This is a genomic window from Streptomyces sp. NPDC001415, from assembly GCF_053597395.1.
In genome coordinates this window covers 32,268-49,721 of record NZ_JBSFIE010000036.1, presented here as the reverse complement: position 1 = coordinate 49,721, position 17,454 = coordinate 32,268, and the positions used below count along the sequence as shown (strand labels likewise).

Sequence of the window (17,454 nt, the reverse complement as noted above, 5' to 3'; positions counted from 1 at the left end):
GCGGTGTGTGTACGGAGTGGTCAGCAACCCCGCGATCTGCGGACCGAGTACGTCACGAACCCCGCCCCGAGGCCCAGGAACAGCGTGCCGCCGACCAGGTAGGGGGAGGTGTTCGCGCCGCCGGTGTCGGCGAGGGCGAGGGGGCCTTCGGTGGGGGCGGGGTCGGCCCGGTACGCGGAGTGCGCGGGGGCCGTCGAAGGGTGCTGCTCGTCCGTCGCGTTGGCGGACGGGACGAACCAGAGGGCGCAGAGCAGGGTGCCCGCCGCGGTGGCGGTGAGCAGGGGACGACGAGCGGCGGACAAGTGAGCGATCCCCTTGCGAATACGTCGAATTGGCGGGATGCGCTGATGCTAGTGAAAGCAGCGGGTCGTGGGAAAGTCGCGGCCCGCTTGAGCCCTACGCTCCCTCGCATGAGCGAAGAAGAGACATCACGGTTTGTTCGGCTCCGCGTCGATTTGGTCCTGGAGATCGAGGACGCCGACCGGCTAGCGGCGGCCGCCCTGGAGCGCATCGCCGAGGACCCGGCAATGCGACCCGAGGAACGCGCGCATGCCGAGGCGGCGGTGCGGGAAGACGGAGCGGAGGCCCTCGCCTACCTCGTGGACCCCGTGGACCTCGTGGAGGCGCTGCCGGGCGCGGAGCTGGTCCAGGCCTCGTGGAGCAGCGAGCGGGTCGGTTACGACCCCGACGACGAGGAATGGGACCTGGACGAGGAGGACGGCAATGTCGAGGAGTGAGGACTGAGGACATCGATGCCAGAGGGCTGACGAGGGGCTGACGAGGACTGACGGCGACCGAAGAGGGCGACTGGCGGAGGCTGAAGAAGTGGGGCGGGCGGTGCGCGGAATGCGGGGGCGGTCTTTTGGTGATCTTGTACCGTCCCGCCCCGACCCGTCCTCGGACGCGTGGTGTGCCCCACATTCACCCCCGCTGCGGAACGGGAGCGCGCAGTCTGATGTTCTAGACGTGATGAGGCGGGGGGACGAGGCGACGATGGAGAAGCGTGTGAAGACGGAGAGTAGGCGGCGCAAGCAGGGTCTCGCGGCGGCGTGCGCGGTGCTCGGCGGCGTACTGGTCCTTTCTGCCTGCAACGGGGACGGGGACAAGGGCGCCAAGGCCGACAGCTCGTCGTCGGCGCAGGCGGCGGCGGACAAGGCGGCCGAGAAGGACACCTCGGCCGCCAAGATCACCATCATGCCGAAGAACGGTGCGGACAACGTCGGCATCAACAGCGACACCAAGGTGACCGTCGCCCAGGGCAAGCTGACCGATGTGACGCTGACCTCCGCCGACGGTGCCAAGGTCGCCGGGAAGATATCCGCCGACGGCCTCAGCTGGGCGCCCGAGAAGGCCCTGAAGCGCTCGGAGACGTACAAGATCACGGCGACCGCGGCGGACGCCAAGGGGCGCCAGGCGCACGAGAACGCCTCCTTCACCACCGTCTCCCCGAAGAACAGCTTCATCGGCAACTTCACGCCCGAGGACGGCTCCACCGTCGGTGTCGGCATGCCGGTGTCGGTCAACTTCGACAAGGCGATCACCAACAAGAAGGGCGTGCAGGCCAAGATCACGGTCTCGTCCAGCAGCGGCCAGGAGGTCGTCGGGCACTGGTTCGGCTCGCAGCGCCTCGACTTCCGCCCGCAGGAGTACTGGAAGGAGAACTCGACCGTCACCATGAAGATGGACCTGGACGGCGTCGAGGGCTCCAACGGCATCACCGGCGTCCAGGAGAAGACGGTCACCTTCAAGATCGGCCGCAACCAGGTCTCCACCGTCGACGCCAACACCCACACCATGACCGTCACCCAGGACGGCAAGGTCGTGAAGACCATCCCGATCTCCGCGGGCTCCCCCGAGCACCCGACGTACAACGGCCAGATGGTGATCTCCGAGAAGTACAAGGAGACCCGCATGAACGGTGCGACCGTCGGCTTCACGGACAACGACGGCAAGGGCGAGTACGACATCAAGGACGTGCCGCACGCCATGCGCCTGTCCGCGTCCGGCACCTTCATCCACGGCAACTACTGGGGCGCCAAGTCCATCTTCGGCAGCGCCAACACCAGCCACGGCTGCGTCGGCCTGTCCGACACCAAGGGCGCGGGCGACGACAGCACCACGGCCGCCTGGTTCTACAACAACTCGATCACCGGCGACGTCGTCATCATGAAGAACTCCCACGACAAGACGATCCAGCCCGACAACGGCCTCAACGGCTGGAACATGAGCTGGGACCAGTGGAAGGCCGGCTCCGCCGTCTGACCCGCTACGGGGGCTCTGTCTCGGAGCCCCCCTCGGGGGCTCGGGCATCGGGCCCCTCAGGCCGCCCGCACCGGCTGCTCGGCGTTCCAGCTGCCGAGCAGCCGCAGCGACTCCTCGGACTTCGAGCCGGGCTCCGCGTGGAAGGTGACCAGCGACAGGTCGTGCGCGTCCGGCAGCTTCAGCGTCTCGTACGCCAGCGTCAGCTCACCCACCACCGGATGCCGCAGCCGCTTCACACCGTGGCCCTTGTCGGCGACCGTGTGCGCCGCCCACATCGAGCGGAACTCCTCGCTCTTGACGGACAACTCACCGATCAGCGCGGTCAGTTGAGGATCGTCGGGATAGCAGCCCGCGCACAGCCGCAGCACGCTCACCACGTCGACGGCCTTGTTGTGCCAGTCGACGTACAGCGAACGCGACGCCGGGTCGAGGAAGACGTGGCGCGCCAAGTTCCGTTCCTGCGGCGGAAGTTGGGACAGGTCGCCGAGCAGGGCGGCCGCCATCCGGTTCCAGGCGAGGATGTCCAGGCGCGGCCCGAGGAGGTAGGCGGGCACGCCTTCCATAGCGTCGATCAGCTGCTGTAGCGCCGGACGGAACTCGTGCGCCCGGGCGGCCGAGGCGCGCTTCTTCTTCGCCTTGCCCTTGGCGAGGTGGGTCAGGTGGTTCTGCTCGGTGTCGTTCAGGCGCAGCGCCCGCCCGATCGCCTCCAGGACCTCCACGGACACGTTCTGCGCGTTGCCCTGCTCCAGGCGCGTGTAGTAAGCCACCGACACCCCGGCCAGCTGCGCCAGCTCCTCCCGGCGCAGGCCGGGCACCCTGCGGTGGCGCCCGTGGTCGGGCATCCCCACGTCCGCCGGCTTCAGCCGGGCCCGGCGGGAGCGGAGGAATTCGCTGAGTTCGGCACGCTGGTCCATGACACCCCAGTATCCGTGGTCAGAGGCCTGGTCGTACGACCGGGAGCCTGACCCTGTCAGTGGTACGCACGGTGGACGTAGGCAGAACAGGGGCCTGGGTGGCAGGTGGGAACTGGTGCAGGCTGGATCGCGTACCCAAAGATTTGAGGAGACCGGCACATGACCACCGTCGCCGCCTACGCCGCCCCCGCCGCCAAGGCTCCCCTGGAGCGCACCACCATCGAGCGCCGTCCGGTGGGCCCGAACGACGTGCTCATCGAGATCAAGTACGCCGGTATCTGCCACTCCGACATCCACCAGGCCAGCGAGGGCTGGGGCCAGGCCATCTTCCCGATGGTGCCGGGCCACGAGATCGCCGGTGTGATCACCGAGGTCGGCTCCGCCGTCACCAAGTTCCAGGTCGGCGACCGCGCGGGCGTGGGCTGCTTCGTCGACTCCTGCGGCACGTGCGAGGCCTGTCGCTCGGGGCAGAACCAGTTCTGTCAGGACGGTGTCTCGACGTACAACTCGATCGGCCGGGACGGCAAGCCCGCCTACGGCGGCTACTCCACCCACATCGTCGTGGACGCCGACCACACCCTGCGCATCCCCGACAGCATCCCGCTGGACGTCGCGGCCCCGCTGCTGTGCGCCGGCATCACCCTGTACTCGCCGCTCAAGCGCTGGCAGGCCGGCCCCGGCAAGAAGGTCGCCATCCTCGGGCTCGGCGGCCTCGGCCACATGGGCGTCAAGATCGCGCACGCCCTGGGCGCAGAGGTGACCGTGCTCAGCCAGTCGCTGCGCAAGAAGGACGACGGGCTCAAGCTGGGAGCCGACCACTACTACGCGACCAGCGACGAGGAGACCTTCAAGCAGCTCGCCGGCTCCCTCGACCTGATCGTCTCCACCGTGTCCGCGCCGCTGGACCTGGGCGCGTACCTCTCGCTCCTGAAGACGGGCGGCGCGTTCGTCAACGTGGGAGCCCCCGAGGAGCCGAACTCGCTCAACATGTTCGGCCTCATCGGCGGCAACAAGATCCTCGCCGGTTCGATGATCGGCTCCATCGCCGAGACCCAGGAGATGCTCGACTTCTGCGCCGAGCACGGCCTGGGCGCCGAGATCGAGCTGATCCGCGCCGACCAGATCAACGAGGCGTACGAGCGGGTCCTTGCCAGCGACGTGCGCTACCGCTTCGTGATCGACACGGCGACGATCTGACGCTGCTGATCCCGCTGCCTCTGCCGATCCGGCTGCCCCTGGGCGGCTCGGCCGGGGTGCCGCGGCCCCGGAGGTTCCCCTGCCTCCGGGGCCGTTCGCTTGCCTCCGCGCGCCCTCCTCAGGCTCGATCGCGTGATCACCACCCACGCCCGACCGCCGGCCCGCCGAACTGTCTCGCGGGGCCGAAGTCATCGAGCTGGTCAAGGAGTTCGGGCAGACGACGGTGATCGAGGGGCAGGGGTTTCTGGGCGAGCAGGTGTGGCACTGGCGCAAGCGGGGGCGGGCAGTTCCGGCGGGGGCCGGTGCAGGGCGTGCAGGCAGAGGCCGCCGACGATGAGCGCGAGGCCCGTCCAGGCGGTGGGGGTCGGGGGCGCGATGCCGGTCACCAGGGCCTCACCCGCCAGGGTGAAGGGCACCTCCGCGGCCTGGGTCGCCTCCACCGCGCCCAGCGCGGCCGGCCGGTCCCGTACGAGATCGGTGGCGCGGAAGAACAGGGTGGTCGCGACCACCCCGGAAGCCAGCGCGACGATCAGGCACTGGACGACCTGGTCCCGCCCCGGCGCACCGACGCGCAGGCCCGCCGTAGCGGCGAGGGCCACCCACAGCGGCAGCGAGCCGAGCGTCATGGCGAGCGTGCGCTGCACCCCGTCGAGGCCGTCGCGGCCGAGCAGCTTCCGGTTGCCGAGCGGGTAGGCGACGGCCGCGACCAGCACCGGAACGACGACCCGGGCGACCGTACCGGCATCCATGCCGTGCGCGTTCTGGGTCTGCGCGAGTGCGACCCCGGCGACGATGAGCAGCGAGACCGCGAGGGTGCGGCGCGGCACCCGCCCGCCGATCACGATCCCCGCGACGATCACGAGCTGCCAGGTCGCCGCGAGCAGCCACCCCGCACCCTCCTGGCTCGCCCAGGTGAGCGGCGCGTAGAACAGCCCGAACCCGACGGTCGACCAGCCCAGCCACGCCCCGGGCCGGGCGCGCAGACTCCGTACGACCCCGGAAAGGCCGCCCCGTATCCAGACAAGCAGCACGAGCGGCGGCACCATGAACAGATAGCGAAGGCTCGCACTCCACAGCCAGGAGCCGCCCGCCAGGCTCATCTCGCGGTTGAGTACGAAGCTGGTCGCGAAACAGGCGGCGGCGACAACGCCGAGCCCCATGGGCACGGCGGCCCGTCGGTTCCTGTCCACGCCCCGTGCTCCCTCGCTACGCCCTTCACGCCTGCCCGCACTCGCCTTACGACGCCCGCCCGCAGTCGATCACAAACTAAAATGTTAGTCGTGCCAACCGAAGAGCCCGCCCCCGCCCCCGCTTCCGTCTCCTCCGCCCCTGCCTCCGAGCCGTCCCGCCGTCTGCTGCGCGATGTCGCGTACGAGGCGCTGCTCGCCTCGATCGTGTCGGGGGAGTTCGCCCCCGGCGCGAAACTGAGCGACGCCGAGCTCGCCGCCCGCCTTGGCCTCTCCCGCGCGCCGGTCCGCGACGCACTGGCCCGGCTCACCGCCGAACGCCTGGTCGTGTCCAAGCCGCAGAGCTACACGCGGGTGGCCCCGCTGGTCGCCAAGGAGATCCGGGGCGCGCTCGCCGTGGTGGGCGCGATGCACACCCTCGCGGTACGTGAGGCCCTGCCGCGCCTGGAGCCGGACCACCTGGCCCAGATGCGTACGGCGAACGAGGAGTTCGTACGAGCGGTGAGGGCGGGTGACGTCGCGGCGGCGATCGCGGCCGACGACGCCTTCCACGCCGTCCCGGTCGCGGCGAGCGGCAACCAGCCGCTGGCCGACACGGTGACCCGCTACACCCCGCTGCTGCGCCGCCTGGAACACCAGCGCTTCTCCAGCACGGCGGCCCGCGCCTCGGCCGCCCGCCACGAGGAACTGATCGCGGCATGCGAAGCGCGGGACGCGGACCGGGCGGCGGAGATCTCGTACGAGATCTGGGCGGAGCTGGATTGAGGTACCGGGTTGAGCAACCGCAGTGAGCTACCGGAAAGAGGTAGCGGATTGAGCGACCTGTAGATCTATACGGCCCGGGGATAGACCCGCTCGTCGGGCAACAGGGCTTGGGCAGCGTCGAGTTGGCCGTCCCGTACGAGAGCGTGGACGCGGTGGGCGAGCGGGGTCACATCGCGGATGCCGACGATCCACTCGTCCGCGTACCGCCGCACAGCCTCCCCGGCGAGGCCGAGTTGCAGTGAGCGGTACGGCAGCGGTCGCAGCCGCAGGTCCCGCTCGGGGTCCCACTGCACCCGGGCGGGCGCCTGCCTCAACTCCCTTTTCCAGGCGGCCTGTTCGCCGTGCAGCTCACGTACGTAATGCGAGAGGCAGGCGTGGTCGAGCGCCCAGTCGAACCCGTCCCGCCGGATCTCGACGGCGAGCACGGTGCGCTGCCCGTCCTTCGTGCCCCACGCCGAGCGGTACATCATCCACAGGAACGACGGCTTGACCCAGGTCATCCGCTCCCTTTTCCACGAGGCCGGAAACCGCCCGTCGCGGGCGGCGGGCAGCCCGAGTGCCGGGTCGTACGCCTGGTAGACGGTGACCGTCGACTCGGTGTGCAGGGCGCGGATCTGCTGGCGGGGCGGGGTGGTGGCGCGGTCCTGCGTGGCGTCGCTGGCTTCCGTGGCTTTCGTGGCTTCCATGGGGGAAGCGTGGCCCGGTCGGGTGGGGTGTGACCAGCGAATATCGGGCTACGGGCGGTCGGGGACGGGCAGTTCGGAGCCGGCCGAGTCCATGAAGGCCAGCATCCGGCGGTTGATCTCGTCCGCGTGGTCGATCTGCGGGCCATGACCGGTGTTGGAGACGATCTCGGCCCGGGCGCCCGGTACCAGCCGCGGCACGCGCTCCACCTGCCGCCGCGGATGCACGAGCAGACTGCGCTTGCCGAGCAGCAGATGGAGCGGGGTGCGGACGGTGGACAGCTCCGCGTCGGACAGCGGTTGCGGAACGGGGCGGCGAATGCGGTACGCACGGACGCTCGCCCTGCTCATCGCGCGCAACTCCGGTACGACGAGGACGGGTTGCTCCAGCCAGGCCGCCAGGCGCGGGCGCAGCGCCTTGGGGGCCGAGGTCGCGAAGAGGCTGGCGAAGATCCAGACGAAGAAGCGCAGGCCGACCTTCTCCAGGCCGCCCGGATCGAGCAGGGTGACCGACGCGAGGCGGCCGGGCCGCAGGTGCGCCTGGTTCAGGGCGAGCCAGCCGCCGTAGGACGAGCCGACGAGGTGAACGCGGTCGAGCCCGAGCCCGGCGAGCGTCTCGTCCAGCCACTGGGCGGCGCGTTCGGGCTGGTGAATGGGCTCGCGCTGCATGCTGCGGCCCGGGTCGCCCGGGGTGTCGATCGCGTAGACGGGGCGCTCGGCGCTGAGCGCGGCGGTGTTCGGGTACCACATCGCGGAGCAACTCCCGGCGCCGTGCACCAGGACGACCGGGGTGCGCGAGGCGACGGCCGGGTCGTCGGATCCGTACCGGTAGACGTGGGTCGTACCGAAGCTCGTCTCCACGTCCCGCTCCGCGACGGCCGGCGCACCCAGCGCGTAGAGGGCGTCGCACGCGGCGAAGTAGCGGTCGCGCAGGGCGTCGCTCACATACCGCCCGACATCGGGCCGGACACGTTCGCGGGTCGTGGACTTGGGCACGGGAAGCCACCTCCGGAGGTGATCGGGCTCGTTCGTGGTACGACCGTACCATCAACTTGATACGGCTGTACCATGAAAATCGACCGGCCGGGCCAGGTGGCCTGTGCTGCGGCCGGGCCCGGGTGAACCGGTGCGGATGACGATGGCTGTACAGGTGACGGTGACAGTGACGGTGGCTGTGCAGAGGGCGATGGACGAGAGGCCGGGACGCAACCGATGCCGAAGCGCGTGGACCACGCACAACGACGAACCGAGATCACCGAGGCGCTCGTCCGGGTCGCGGGCCGGCGCGGGCTGCACGCGGTGGGGATGCGCGATGTGGCGGCGGAGGCGGGGGTGTCGCTGCGGCTGATCCAGTACTACTTCGAGACCAAGGAGAAGCTGCTGCTCTTCGGGCTGCAGCATCTGACGGAACGGTTCGGGGAGCGGGTCGCCGCGCGGATCAAGGCAGTTGGGGACGCGCCGGGCCCGCGCGCCACGATCGAGGCCCTGCTGATGGCGGCCCTGCCCACCGACGACGAGAGCCGCACCTTCCACTTCCTCTACACCTCGTACGCGGTCCTGGCCATGACCGACGAGGTGCTGGCCGCCCAGCCGTTCATCGCGAACCCGGACGCGGCGGAGGAGGCCGTCGCGGGCCTCCTCCAGCAGGCGCGGGACGCGGACCTCACCGCTCCGGGGATCGACGCGAGGGGCGAGGCGATCGGCCTCCTCGCGATGTCGGCCGGTCTCGGCACGAGCATCCTGGTCGGCCAGCGGGACGCGGAGTCGGCGACGGCGGTGCTGAGGCTGCACCTGGACCGGATCTTCCGGGTGAGCTGAGGTCTCGGCGTATTCGGGGCTTCCGGGGCTTCCGGACGGGCTGGGGGCTCGGCGTAATCGGGGCTACTGGCCGTCGGGGGCGGACCGGTGTGGTTTCCTTCGGCGGGCGGACTCGATCCTGGTCCAGCGAGTGGGCTGACCTGGGGGTTTGTTGACGGGCTCAGCGCCGCTGCCGCCGGGCGGGATGCGGGTGCTGCCGGATCTCCACATCGGCATCCGTGACCGCCGACAGATCCCCCCGCGCCCGAGCCGCCCGCCGCACCCCGACCAACTCCGCACACACCGGGCAGCCCGGCGCGGGCCGGGGCGGCGCGTGCGGCAGTGTCAGGTGCACGGGATCCCCCATGGTCGTCCTCGGATCACTCACGCCTACCGCCTGTCCGGCCGAATACTGATGTCCCCAGCAATTCACCCGAACCCGCGGCCCGGTACGCCATGAACCGCTCGGACTCCCCCGAACGGACCCCGGCCGGCCCCTGGCCGACAGCGGCCGGTTGCCTTCCGAGGCGGGCGAGACGGTGCTGCCCGACCGCGAGGGGAGCGAGCCGTCACCTTGCCGGGGGCCGCGGGCCGGCCGACCTCCGCAACGCCTCGGCCAACTCTTCGACACGACCGGCGTCGGGACGCTGCCGACAGGGTCAGCTCTCGGCCCTGGCCACCCCGATCGGGCAGGACACGCCTGTGCCCCCGATCCCGCAGTACCCCGCCGGGTTCTTGTCCAGGTACTGCTGGTGGTAAGGCTCCGCGGCGTAGAACGGACGCCCCTCCGCGGGGAGCAGTTCCGTTGTGATCGTGCCGTGGCCCGAGGCCGTCAGGACCTTCTGGTAGGCCTCGCGGGAGGACTGGGCCGTGGCCTCCTGGGCGGGGGTGTGGGTGTAGATCGCCGAGCGGTACTGGGTGCCCACGTCGTTGCCCTGGCGGAAGCCCTGCGTCGGGTCGTGGTTCTCCCAGAACACCTTCAGGAGCTGCTCGTACGAGACGAGGGCGGGGTCGTAGACCACCCGGACCGCCTCCGTGTGGCCCGTCAGGCCCGAGCAGACTTCCTCGTACGCGGGGTTCACCGTGCTCCCGCCCTGGTAGCCGACCAGCGTCGTCCAGACGCCCGGGGTCTGCCAGAACTTGCGCTCGGCGCCCCAGAAGCAGCCCATCCCGAAGTCCGCGACCTCAAGCCCCTCGGGGTACGGGCCCGCCAGCGGGTTGCCGAGCACGGTGTGCCGGGACGGCAGGGTGAATTCGGGCTCCGGGCGTCCCTTGAGGGCCTGCTCGGGGGTGGGCAGCTCGGGCGTACGGCGGCCGAAGATCATCGGGGGCTCCTCGGAAAGGTGTGGGTCCCGCTGTGGGTGCCTATACGCAACGTACGGCCGGGCCGAGAGATTCCGGCCACCCCCATCGGCCTCGCGTCACGGCCGCCGCAGCGTCGCCGGGCTCCCGCCGTTCGCCTCGTAGCCCGCCACCGCCAGGGCCCGGCACAGGGTGTAGTCCGCCGCCGGGTCCTCGGAGACCGTCCAGGGGAGGGCACCCACATAGCCGTCCAGGGCGACGAACTGGTCCATCGACTCCGCCCAGCGTTCGGCGCGTACCAGGAAGAAGACCAGGAGGTGGCGGACCTGGGGCAGGACCGGGTCGTCGGGGCGGGCCTGGTGGACGGCGTGCAGGGCGCCCTCCATGGCGCGGCTCACCACCGCCGTGCGGAAGAAGTCGGACACGAGGACCACATCGGGGACGTGCTCGTACACCGCGAAGAGGGGCAGCGCGGAGAGCAGCGAGCCGCGCGGGGCGCGGGCCGCGGCCGACGTGGCGAACTCGTCGGCCTGGACGCGCGAGCCGTGCCACTTCTCGCAGTGGTAGTGCAGCGCCGCGAGGTGCGCGCCCATGTGGTGCGGGGCGCGGTCCATGACCTTGGCCCACAGCTGGTCGAACTCCGGGCGGGGGTAGGCCAGTCCACGGGCCACCGCGAGTTCGGTGATGTACGGGACGGGGTCGCCCGGCGCGAGCAGCGCGGCCTCGCCGCAGACCGTGCGGGCCTCCTCCAGGATGATGCGGAAGTCGTCCTGGCCGACGGACGAGGACCGCCAGGCCTGCTGGACCAGGAACTCCGCGTGGACCTGCGCGGCCCCCGCGTCCTTCGGCGCCTCCGAGCGCCACTTGCGCAGCCAGGCCCCGCCGACACCGGGGCGCTGGGCGAGTTCGAGGGAGGCCGCGCCCGCGAAGGCCTGGACGCGCTGCCAGCGCCGCTCGCCCTCCTTCGGGGTCTCGGCGAGGAGACGGGCGGCCGGCTTCCAGTCCTGGGTCTGCTGCACCACGGCGAGCACGTCGAGGAGATCCTGGTCGGGTCCGGGCATGCGCACGTCGAGCTCCTCCTGGAGCGCGAAGCCGTACGCCGCGGGGTCGGCGGCATCGGGCGCACCGGGCCGGGACAGCTGGATGCCGGCCCCGCCACGGCGGAACACGAACCGGCCGATGATCGCGACGAGCATGCACAGCGCGAGCAGGGTCCACAGAATCTCCATGCCCTCCAGCGAACCAGACCGCGGCCGGATATGACGAACCCGGTGGGCCGACGAACTAGGCTCTGGACCATGAGCCAAAAGCACGCAGACGATGCGGTCAAGAGCTTCGAGACCATCGCGATCCATGCCGGGAACACCGCGGATCCGCTGACCGGTGCGGTCGTACCCCCGATCTACCAGGTCTCCACCTACAAGCAGGACGGCGTCGGCGGCCTGCGCGGCGGCTACGAGTACAGCCGCAGCGCGAACCCGACGCGGACCGCCCTCGAAGAGAACCTGGCGGCGCTCGAAGGCGGCCGCCGCGGCCTCGCCTTCGCGTCCGGTCTGGCCGCCGAGGACTGCCTGCTGCGTACGCTGCTCGCCCCCGGCGACCACGTCGTGATCCCGAACGACGCCTACGGCGGCACGTTCCGCCTGTTCGCGAAGGTCGTCTCACGCTGGGGTGTGGAGTGGTCGGTCGCCGACACCTCGGACCCGGCGTCCGTGCGGGCCGCCGTCACCGACCGTACGAAGGTCATCTGGGTGGAGACGCCCTCCAACCCGCTGCTCGGGATCACGGACATCGCGGCCGTGGCGCAGGTGGCGGCGGACGCGGGCGCCAAGCTCGTCGTCGACAACACCTTCGCCAGCCCCTACCTGCAGCAGCCGCTGTCGCTCGGCGCGGACATCGTCGTGCACTCGCTGACCAAGTACATGGGCGGGCACTCCGACGTCGTGGGCGGCGCGCTGATCGCCAACTCGGCCGAGATCGGCGAGGAGTTGGCGTACCACCAGAACGCGATGGGCGCGGTCGCCGGGCCCTTCGACTCGTGGCTGGTGCTGCGCGGCATCAAGACGCTGCCCGTGCGCATGGACCGGCACAGCGAGAACGCGGGCAAGGTCGCCGAGATGCTGACCCGGCACGCCAAGGTCACCCAGGTCCTGTACCCGGGGCTGCCCGAGCACCCGGGCCACGACGTCGCGGCCAAGCAGATGCGGGCCTTCGGCGGCATGGTCTCCTTCCGCGTCGAGGGCGGCGAGGAAGCGGCGGTCGAGGTCTGCAACCGTACGAAGCTGTTCACGCTCGGTGAGTCCCTCGGCGGGGTCGAGTCGCTCATCGAGCACCCGGGCCGCATGACGCACGCCAGCGTCGCGGGCTCCGCGCTTGAAGTCCCGGCGGACCTCGTCCGGGTCTCGGTGGGCATCGAGAACGCGGACGATCTTCTCGCCGACCTTCAGCAGGCGCTGGGTTAGAGCCGGGCTTGAGCGGGCCTAGAGCCCCTCGACGGGTGGCGTCACCGTGGAAGGCGGCGTCACCCACGGCTGGGCCAGCGAGGCCCAGACCAGGAAGACGATCACCGCCACCGCGAGCAGCAGCCACAGGGTGCGGCGTACGAGGCGCCTCCGGTGCAGCATGCGCAGGCCCAACTCGACTGCCTGGGCGGCCAGTTCGGCCGGCACGGCCGGGTGCGGGCCGCTCTCCAGGAGGCGGCGGACCTCGGCGGTCTTGCGGTCGGGCGTTCTCATCGGACGGCCTCCCGTTCCAGGGTCCCGGGCCGACGCGAGGGCCCGGCCGCGTGCCGGCCCGCGTTTCCGCTCATGTGGCCACCCCGGGGGCCGGGGCGGCGGGCGCGGGCGGTGTCGCAGGGGTGCTGCGCATCGTGGCGATCGCCCGCGTGCAGATCGCGCGGACCCGGTCGGCCGGCAGTCCGACCAGCGCCGCGGTCTGCTCCTCGGCGACGCCTTCGTAAAGGCGCAGGACGAGGATGAGCCGTTCCTGCGGGGTCAGCCGCGCGAGGAGCCCCTCGTCGACGTGCGGCCGGGGCAGGCCGGGGACGACCGGCCGGTGGTAGCGCCAGGCGCCGCGGGCGAACCGGGCGGCGATCTCCTGGCGGGTGCGGTCGTACGGGTCCTCACCGCGCAGCCGGTGCCAGCGGGCGTACGTTTCGGCCAGGGCGGCGGTCAACAGGCGCCGGGCGCGCGGGTTGTCGTCGGGAAGCTCGGCGGTCAGCAGGGTGGCGGCATGCAGCAACCGGCCCCCCGCGCCCGCCACGTATGCCTCGAACTCCCGGGTGCGGCGGCGGTGTTGGCTGGAGTACCGCTCGCGCATGTGCCTCATATGAGGGCAGGCGCGAGCCCCAGGTCAAGAGGTCGGCGCGGACGGCTCCTGAGCGGCCGACTGGCGGGCCGAGAGCGCGGAGTTGAAGCGGGTGAGCAGCGTGCAGAACGACTCCCGCTCGTCCTCCGTCCACCCGTCGGTGACCTGCGCCATCAGCTCGCGCCGCGAGGAGCGCACCTCTTCGAGGCGGGACTGGCCGCGCGGGGACAGCTGGAGCACGACCGCCCGGCCGTCCTCGGGGTGCGACGTGCGCTTGACCAGGCCGGTGTCGACGAGCGGCGCGACCTGGCGCGTCACCGTCGACGAGTCGATCCCCATGCCCGCGGCGAGCGCCTTGACGCCCATCGGGCCTTCCAGATCAAGGCGGTTGAGCAGCAGGTACGCGGCTCGGTCCATCGAGTTGCGGACCTGTCCTACGCCGCCGAGCCTGGTCTGCTCGGCGCGGCGGGCGAACACGGCCACCTGGTGCTGGAGGGCATCGAGGAGGCCGGGGTGAAGCGGGGGAGTCATGTCCTGAACTGGGGGCATGGCCGGGGCTCTCTCGTGCGGGTGTCGGTGTGGTGGGGGACAGAGTACGCGGCCCGACCGGCATACGTACCGGCGGTGCGCAAACCTGTGGACAACTCCCGTGCGGATCAGAATCCCAGCGGCCGGAAAGGGGCGTGAGCTGCGAGACTTGCTGTCATGAGCTTCAGTACGTCTGGCCCCTTGCACCACCTGATCCTCGATGACATCCGCGGCGCGCAGAAGATGCTGTCGGGGGTGGCCCGCACCACCGCGATGGAGGGCTCCCGCCACCTGTCGTCGCTGGTGGGGGCCCCGGTCCACCTCAAGTGCGAGAACCTCCAGCGGACCGGCTCGTTCAAGCTGCGCGGCGCGTACGTGCGGATCGCGGGGCTGCGGCCCGAGGAGCGGGCGGCCGGGGTGGTCGCGGCGAGCGCGGGCAACCACGCACAGGGAGTGGCGCTCGCCTCGTCGCTGCTCGGCGTGCATTCGACGGTGTTCATGCCGATCGGCGCCCCGCTGCCGAAGGTCGCCGCGACCCGGCACTACGGCGCCGAGGTGATCCTGCACGGCACGGTCGTCGACGAGACGCTGGCCGCCGCCGAGGCGTACGCGGCCGAGACCGGCGCGGTGCTCATCCACCCCTTCGACCACCAGGACATCATCGCCGGGCAGGGCACGGTGGGGCTGGAGATCCTGGAGCAGTGCCCCGAGGTGCGCACCATCGTCGTCGGCATCGGCGGCGGCGGGCTCGCGGCGGGCATCGCGGTCGCGGTGAAGGCGCTGCGGCCCGACGTCAAGATCGTCGGCGTGCAGGCGGCGGCCGCCGCGGCCTACCCGCCCTCGCTGGCCGTCGGGCATCCCATCGCCATCGACCCGGCGCCGACGATGGCCGACGGGATCAAGGTGGGGCGCCCGGGCGACATACCGTTCGCGCTGGTCAGCGAGCTGGTGGATGAGGTGCGTACGGTCACCGAGGACGAGCTCTCCAGTGCGCTGCTGCTCTGCCTGGAGCGGGCGAAGCTGGTCGTGGAGCCGGCCGGGGCGAGCCCGGTGGCCGCGCTGCTCAGCGATCCGGGGGCGTTCCGTGGGCCGGTCGTCGCGGTGCTTTCCGGTGGAAACGTGGACCCGCTCCTGATGCAGCGGATCCTGCGGCACGGCATGTCGGCGGCGGGCCGCTATCTGTCGCTGCGGCTGCGCCTGACGGACCGCCCCGGGGCGCTGGCCTCGCTTCTCGGGGAATTGTCAGTGCTGGATGCCAATGTGTTGGACGTGAGTCACGTACGGACCGACCCCCGGCTCGGACTCACGGAAGTGGAGGTCGAGTTGCACCTGGAGACGAAGGGCCCGGAGCACTGCGCGGAGGTGTCGGCGGCGCTGCGGGAGGCGGGCTACACGGTCATGGGCTGAAACCGGGACCTGCGCGTGGACACGGGGGAGAGGAAGGTCGCGCAGGACCGCTGACAGGACGCGATGTATCGCGTTATGGTGTGGCTCGACAAAGGCTCCACCGGGCGATCCATGCCCGGAAAATCTAGGATTTGTCCAGCATATTCCGGGAAGTCACACCCGAAACTGGGGGTACTCACATGCCAGGCGCCATCTATGCCGAAGGCCTGGTGAAGACTTTCGGCGACGTAACGGCTCTGGACGGCGTGGACCTCGATGTCCCCGAGGGGACGGTCCTCGGCCTGCTCGGCCCCAACGGCGCCGGCAAGACCACCACCGTGCGCGTTCTGACCACCCTGCTTCAGCCCGACCGCGGCAAGGCGGTCGTCGCGGGCATCGACGTCCTCAAGCATCCCAACGAAGTCCGCCGATCCATCGGCCTGTCCGGCCAGTTCGCGGCCGTCGACGAATACCTCACCGGCCGCGAGAACCTCCACATGGTCGGCCAGCTCTACCAGATGAATAGCAAGGCCGCGAAGGCGCGCGCGGGCGAACTGCTCGACCGCTTCAACCTCGCCGACGCCGCCGACCGGCCCGCCAAGACGTACTCCGGCGGCATGCGCCGCCGCCTCGACCTCGCGGCCGCCCTCGTGGTCTCGCCGCCCGTCATGTTCATGGACGAGCCGACCACCGGCCTCGACCCGCGCAACCGGCAGCAACTGTGGGAAGTCATCCAGGAGTTGGTCGCCGGGGGCACCACCCTGCTGCTCACCACCCAGTACCTCGAAGAGGCCGACCGCCTCGCGCACGACATCTGCGTCGTCGACCACGGCAAGGTCATCGCGCGCGGCAGCTCCGACCAGCTGAAGGCCCGCACCGGCGGCGAGCGCGTCGAGGTCGTCGTCCACCAGAGCGACCAGATAGCCCCGGCCCGCGAGGTCCTCGCGGGCTTCGGCAAGGGCGAGGTCAACGTCGAGGAACACACCCGCCGGCTCACCGTCCCGGTCGCCGGCGGCGCCAAACTCCTCGCCGAGGTCATCCGCGAACTCGACGCCAGGGGCGTGGAGATCGACGACATCGGCCTGCGCCGCCCCACCCTCGACGACGTCTTCATCTCCCTGACCGGCCACGCCGCCGAAACCACCAAGGAAGAGGACGAAGAGCCCGCCGACGCCCACGGCAGGCCCAAGGCCCGCAAGGAGGCAGCGAAGTGAGTGCCATCACCGACGTCACGCCCGCACCCCGGGCCCGGGGCGGCATCGGCGGGTCCGTACGGGACTCGCTGGTGGTTGCGCGGCGGAACTTGATTCGGATGACCCGGATTCCCGAGATCGTCCTGTTCGGCCTGATCCAGCCCATCATGTTCGTGGTGCTCTTCACGTACGTCTTCGGCGGGTCCATCAGCGTGGGTGGCTCCACCGATCCGAAGCTCTACAAAGAGTTTCTGATGGCCGGCATCTTCGCGCAGACCGTCACCTTCGCGACCGCCGGAGCGGGCGCGGGCATCGCCGACGACATGCACAAGGGCCTCATCGACCGCTTCCGCTCGCTGCCCATGGCGCGCGGCGCGGTCCTGACCGGCCGCACCCTCGCAGACCTGGTGCAGACCGCACTCACCCTCGTAGTGCTTGCGGGCGTAGCCCTGCTCGTCGGTTGGCGGACACACGAGAACCTCGGCAAGGTGCTCTGCGGCTTCTTGCTGCTGCTCCTGCTCGGGTACGCGTTCTCCTGGATCGGCGCCCTGATCGGCCTGACCGTTCGAACCCCGGAGGCAGCCACCTCCGGCGGTCTGATCTGGCTGTTCCCGCTGACGTTCATCTCGAACGCCTTCGTGCCGGTCACCGGCATGCCGTCGTTCCTTCAGCACATCGCGGAGTGGAACCCCTTCAGCGCCACAGTGGCGGGGGCCCGTGAACTGTTCGGGAACACGATGTCGAACGCACCCAAGTCGATCACCGGCGCCTGGCCGATGGAACACCCGGTGATCGCCTCGATCATCTGGTCCGTCCTGATCATCGCCGTCTTCCGCACCCTCGCGGTCCGCAAGTACCGCTCGGCCAGCGCCTGACCCCGCCCCGCACGACAAAGCCCCTGGCCGCTCCAAAGAGCGCGACCGGGGGCTTTGTG

General features: G+C 70.8%; 19 protein-coding genes. 9 read left to right on the top strand and 10 right to left on the bottom strand.

Annotated features, from left to right (window positions below):
* Window positions 1-20 precede the first annotated feature (20 nt).
* Entirely contained in the window at window positions 21-302 is a 282-nt protein-coding gene (locus ACWC2B_RS31885) for an LPXTG cell wall anchor domain-containing protein (RefSeq protein ID WP_450722735.1), read from the bottom strand.
* 108 nt (window positions 303-410) lie between these two features.
* Between ACWC2B_RS31885 and ACWC2B_RS31880 the strand changes: the two genes are divergently transcribed.
* Window positions 411-737 carry a hypothetical protein gene (locus ACWC2B_RS31880; RefSeq protein ID WP_450722733.1) on the top strand — a complete coding sequence of 109 codons (327 nt, stop codon included), beginning with the start codon at window positions 411-413 and terminating at the stop codon, window positions 735-737.
* A 256-nt stretch (window positions 738-993) separates the two neighbouring features.
* Window positions 994-2,262, top strand: coding sequence for a L,D-transpeptidase (locus ACWC2B_RS31875; RefSeq protein WP_450722731.1), 1,269 nt, complete (start codon window positions 994-996; stop codon window positions 2,260-2,262).
* Window positions 2,263-2,318: 56 nt separating this feature from the next.
* Here the strand turns inward: ACWC2B_RS31875 and ACWC2B_RS31870 are convergent, their stop codons facing one another.
* Window positions 2,319-3,176 (bottom strand): helix-turn-helix domain-containing protein, encoded by an 858-nt coding sequence (locus ACWC2B_RS31870; protein WP_450722729.1) that lies wholly within the window; start codon window positions 3,174-3,176, stop codon window positions 2,319-2,321.
* 159 nt (window positions 3,177-3,335) lie between these two features.
* On the opposite strand from ACWC2B_RS31870, the gene ACWC2B_RS31865 reads away from it, so the two are divergent.
* On the top strand, window positions 3,336-4,373 hold the full coding sequence (locus ACWC2B_RS31865) for an NAD(P)-dependent alcohol dehydrogenase (RefSeq protein ID WP_450722727.1): 1,038 nt from the start codon (window positions 3,336-3,338) through the stop codon (window positions 4,371-4,373).
* Between the two features lie 200 nt (window positions 4,374-4,573).
* Here the strand turns inward: ACWC2B_RS31865 and ACWC2B_RS31860 are convergent, their stop codons facing one another.
* Window positions 4,574-5,563, bottom strand: coding sequence for a DMT family transporter (locus tag ACWC2B_RS31860; RefSeq protein ID WP_450722725.1), 990 nt, complete (start codon window positions 5,561-5,563; stop codon window positions 4,574-4,576).
* Window positions 5,564-5,653: 90 nt separating this feature from the next.
* On the opposite strand from ACWC2B_RS31860, the gene ACWC2B_RS31855 reads away from it, so the two are divergent.
* Window positions 5,654-6,325: a GntR family transcriptional regulator gene (locus ACWC2B_RS31855; RefSeq protein WP_450722723.1), complete on the top strand. Its 672-nt coding sequence runs from the start codon at window positions 5,654-5,656 to the stop codon at window positions 6,323-6,325.
* A 65-nt stretch (window positions 6,326-6,390) separates the two neighbouring features.
* On the opposite strand, the gene ACWC2B_RS31850 is transcribed toward ACWC2B_RS31855, so the two are convergent.
* Together ACWC2B_RS31850 and ACWC2B_RS31845 are read right to left on the bottom strand one after the other, a co-directional pair.
* The gene (locus ACWC2B_RS31850; protein WP_450722721.1) at window positions 6,391-7,011 is read right to left on the bottom strand and encodes a DUF4291 domain-containing protein; all 621 of its coding nucleotides are present in this window, start codon (window positions 7,009-7,011) and stop codon (window positions 6,391-6,393) included.
* Between the two features lie 48 nt (window positions 7,012-7,059).
* A complete protein-coding gene (locus ACWC2B_RS31845; RefSeq protein WP_450722719.1) occupies window positions 7,060-8,004 on the bottom strand; it encodes an alpha/beta fold hydrolase in 945 nt (314 codons plus the stop codon).
* 216 nt (window positions 8,005-8,220) lie between these two features.
* On the opposite strand from ACWC2B_RS31845, the gene ACWC2B_RS31840 reads away from it, so the two are divergent.
* Window positions 8,221-8,826: a TetR/AcrR family transcriptional regulator gene (locus ACWC2B_RS31840; RefSeq protein WP_450722717.1), complete on the top strand. Its 606-nt coding sequence runs from the start codon at window positions 8,221-8,223 to the stop codon at window positions 8,824-8,826.
* A 638-nt stretch (window positions 8,827-9,464) separates the two neighbouring features.
* On the opposite strand, the gene msrA is transcribed toward ACWC2B_RS31840, so the two are convergent.
* Both msrA and ACWC2B_RS31830 read right to left on the bottom strand, forming a co-directional pair.
* Window positions 9,465-10,130 (bottom strand): peptide-methionine (S)-S-oxide reductase MsrA, encoded by a 666-nt coding sequence (msrA, locus tag ACWC2B_RS31835; RefSeq protein WP_450722715.1) that lies wholly within the window; start codon window positions 10,128-10,130, stop codon window positions 9,465-9,467.
* A gap of 96 nt (window positions 10,131-10,226) precedes the next feature.
* Window positions 10,227-11,336, bottom strand: coding sequence for a hypothetical protein (locus tag ACWC2B_RS31830; RefSeq protein ID WP_450722713.1), 1,110 nt, complete (start codon window positions 11,334-11,336; stop codon window positions 10,227-10,229).
* Window positions 11,337-11,405: 69 nt separating this feature from the next.
* On the opposite strand from ACWC2B_RS31830, the gene ACWC2B_RS31825 reads away from it, so the two are divergent.
* On the top strand, window positions 11,406-12,569 hold the full coding sequence (locus ACWC2B_RS31825) for a cystathionine gamma-synthase (protein WP_450722711.1): 1,164 nt from the start codon (window positions 11,406-11,408) through the stop codon (window positions 12,567-12,569).
* Window positions 12,570-12,587: 18 nt separating this feature from the next.
* Here ACWC2B_RS31825 and ACWC2B_RS31820 read toward each other — a convergent pair whose 3' ends face one another.
* The 3 genes from ACWC2B_RS31820 to ACWC2B_RS31810 form a co-directional block, all read right to left on the bottom strand.
* On the bottom strand, window positions 12,588-12,842 hold the full coding sequence (locus ACWC2B_RS31820) for a hypothetical protein (protein WP_450722709.1): 255 nt from the start codon (window positions 12,840-12,842) through the stop codon (window positions 12,588-12,590).
* A 70-nt stretch (window positions 12,843-12,912) separates the two neighbouring features.
* Window positions 12,913-13,425: a sigma factor-like helix-turn-helix DNA-binding protein gene (locus tag ACWC2B_RS31815; RefSeq protein ID WP_450722707.1), complete on the bottom strand. Its 513-nt coding sequence runs from the start codon at window positions 13,423-13,425 to the stop codon at window positions 12,913-12,915.
* Window positions 13,426-13,458: 33 nt separating this feature from the next.
* The gene (locus ACWC2B_RS31810; protein WP_450722705.1) at window positions 13,459-13,962 is read right to left on the bottom strand and encodes a MarR family winged helix-turn-helix transcriptional regulator; all 504 of its coding nucleotides are present in this window, start codon (window positions 13,960-13,962) and stop codon (window positions 13,459-13,461) included.
* A gap of 156 nt (window positions 13,963-14,118) precedes the next feature.
* Here ACWC2B_RS31810 and ilvA point away from each other — a divergent pair, with 156 nt between their 5' ends.
* The 3 genes from ilvA (at window position 14,119) to ACWC2B_RS31795 (ending at window position 17,395) form a co-directional block, all read left to right on the top strand.
* On the top strand, window positions 14,119-15,348 hold the full coding sequence (ilvA, locus tag ACWC2B_RS31805; protein ID WP_450722703.1) for a threonine ammonia-lyase: 1,230 nt from the start codon (window positions 14,119-14,121) through the stop codon (window positions 15,346-15,348).
* A gap of 179 nt (window positions 15,349-15,527) precedes the next feature.
* Window positions 15,528-16,541 carry an ATP-binding cassette domain-containing protein gene (locus tag ACWC2B_RS31800; RefSeq protein ID WP_450722701.1) on the top strand — a complete coding sequence of 338 codons (1,014 nt, stop codon included), beginning with the start codon at window positions 15,528-15,530 and terminating at the stop codon, window positions 16,539-16,541.
* Entirely contained in the window at window positions 16,538-17,395 is an 858-nt protein-coding gene (locus ACWC2B_RS31795) for an ABC transporter permease (RefSeq protein WP_450722699.1), read from the top strand. Before ACWC2B_RS31800 ends, ACWC2B_RS31795 begins: the two co-directional genes overlap by 4 nt.
* Window positions 17,396-17,454: the final 59 nt, after the last annotated feature.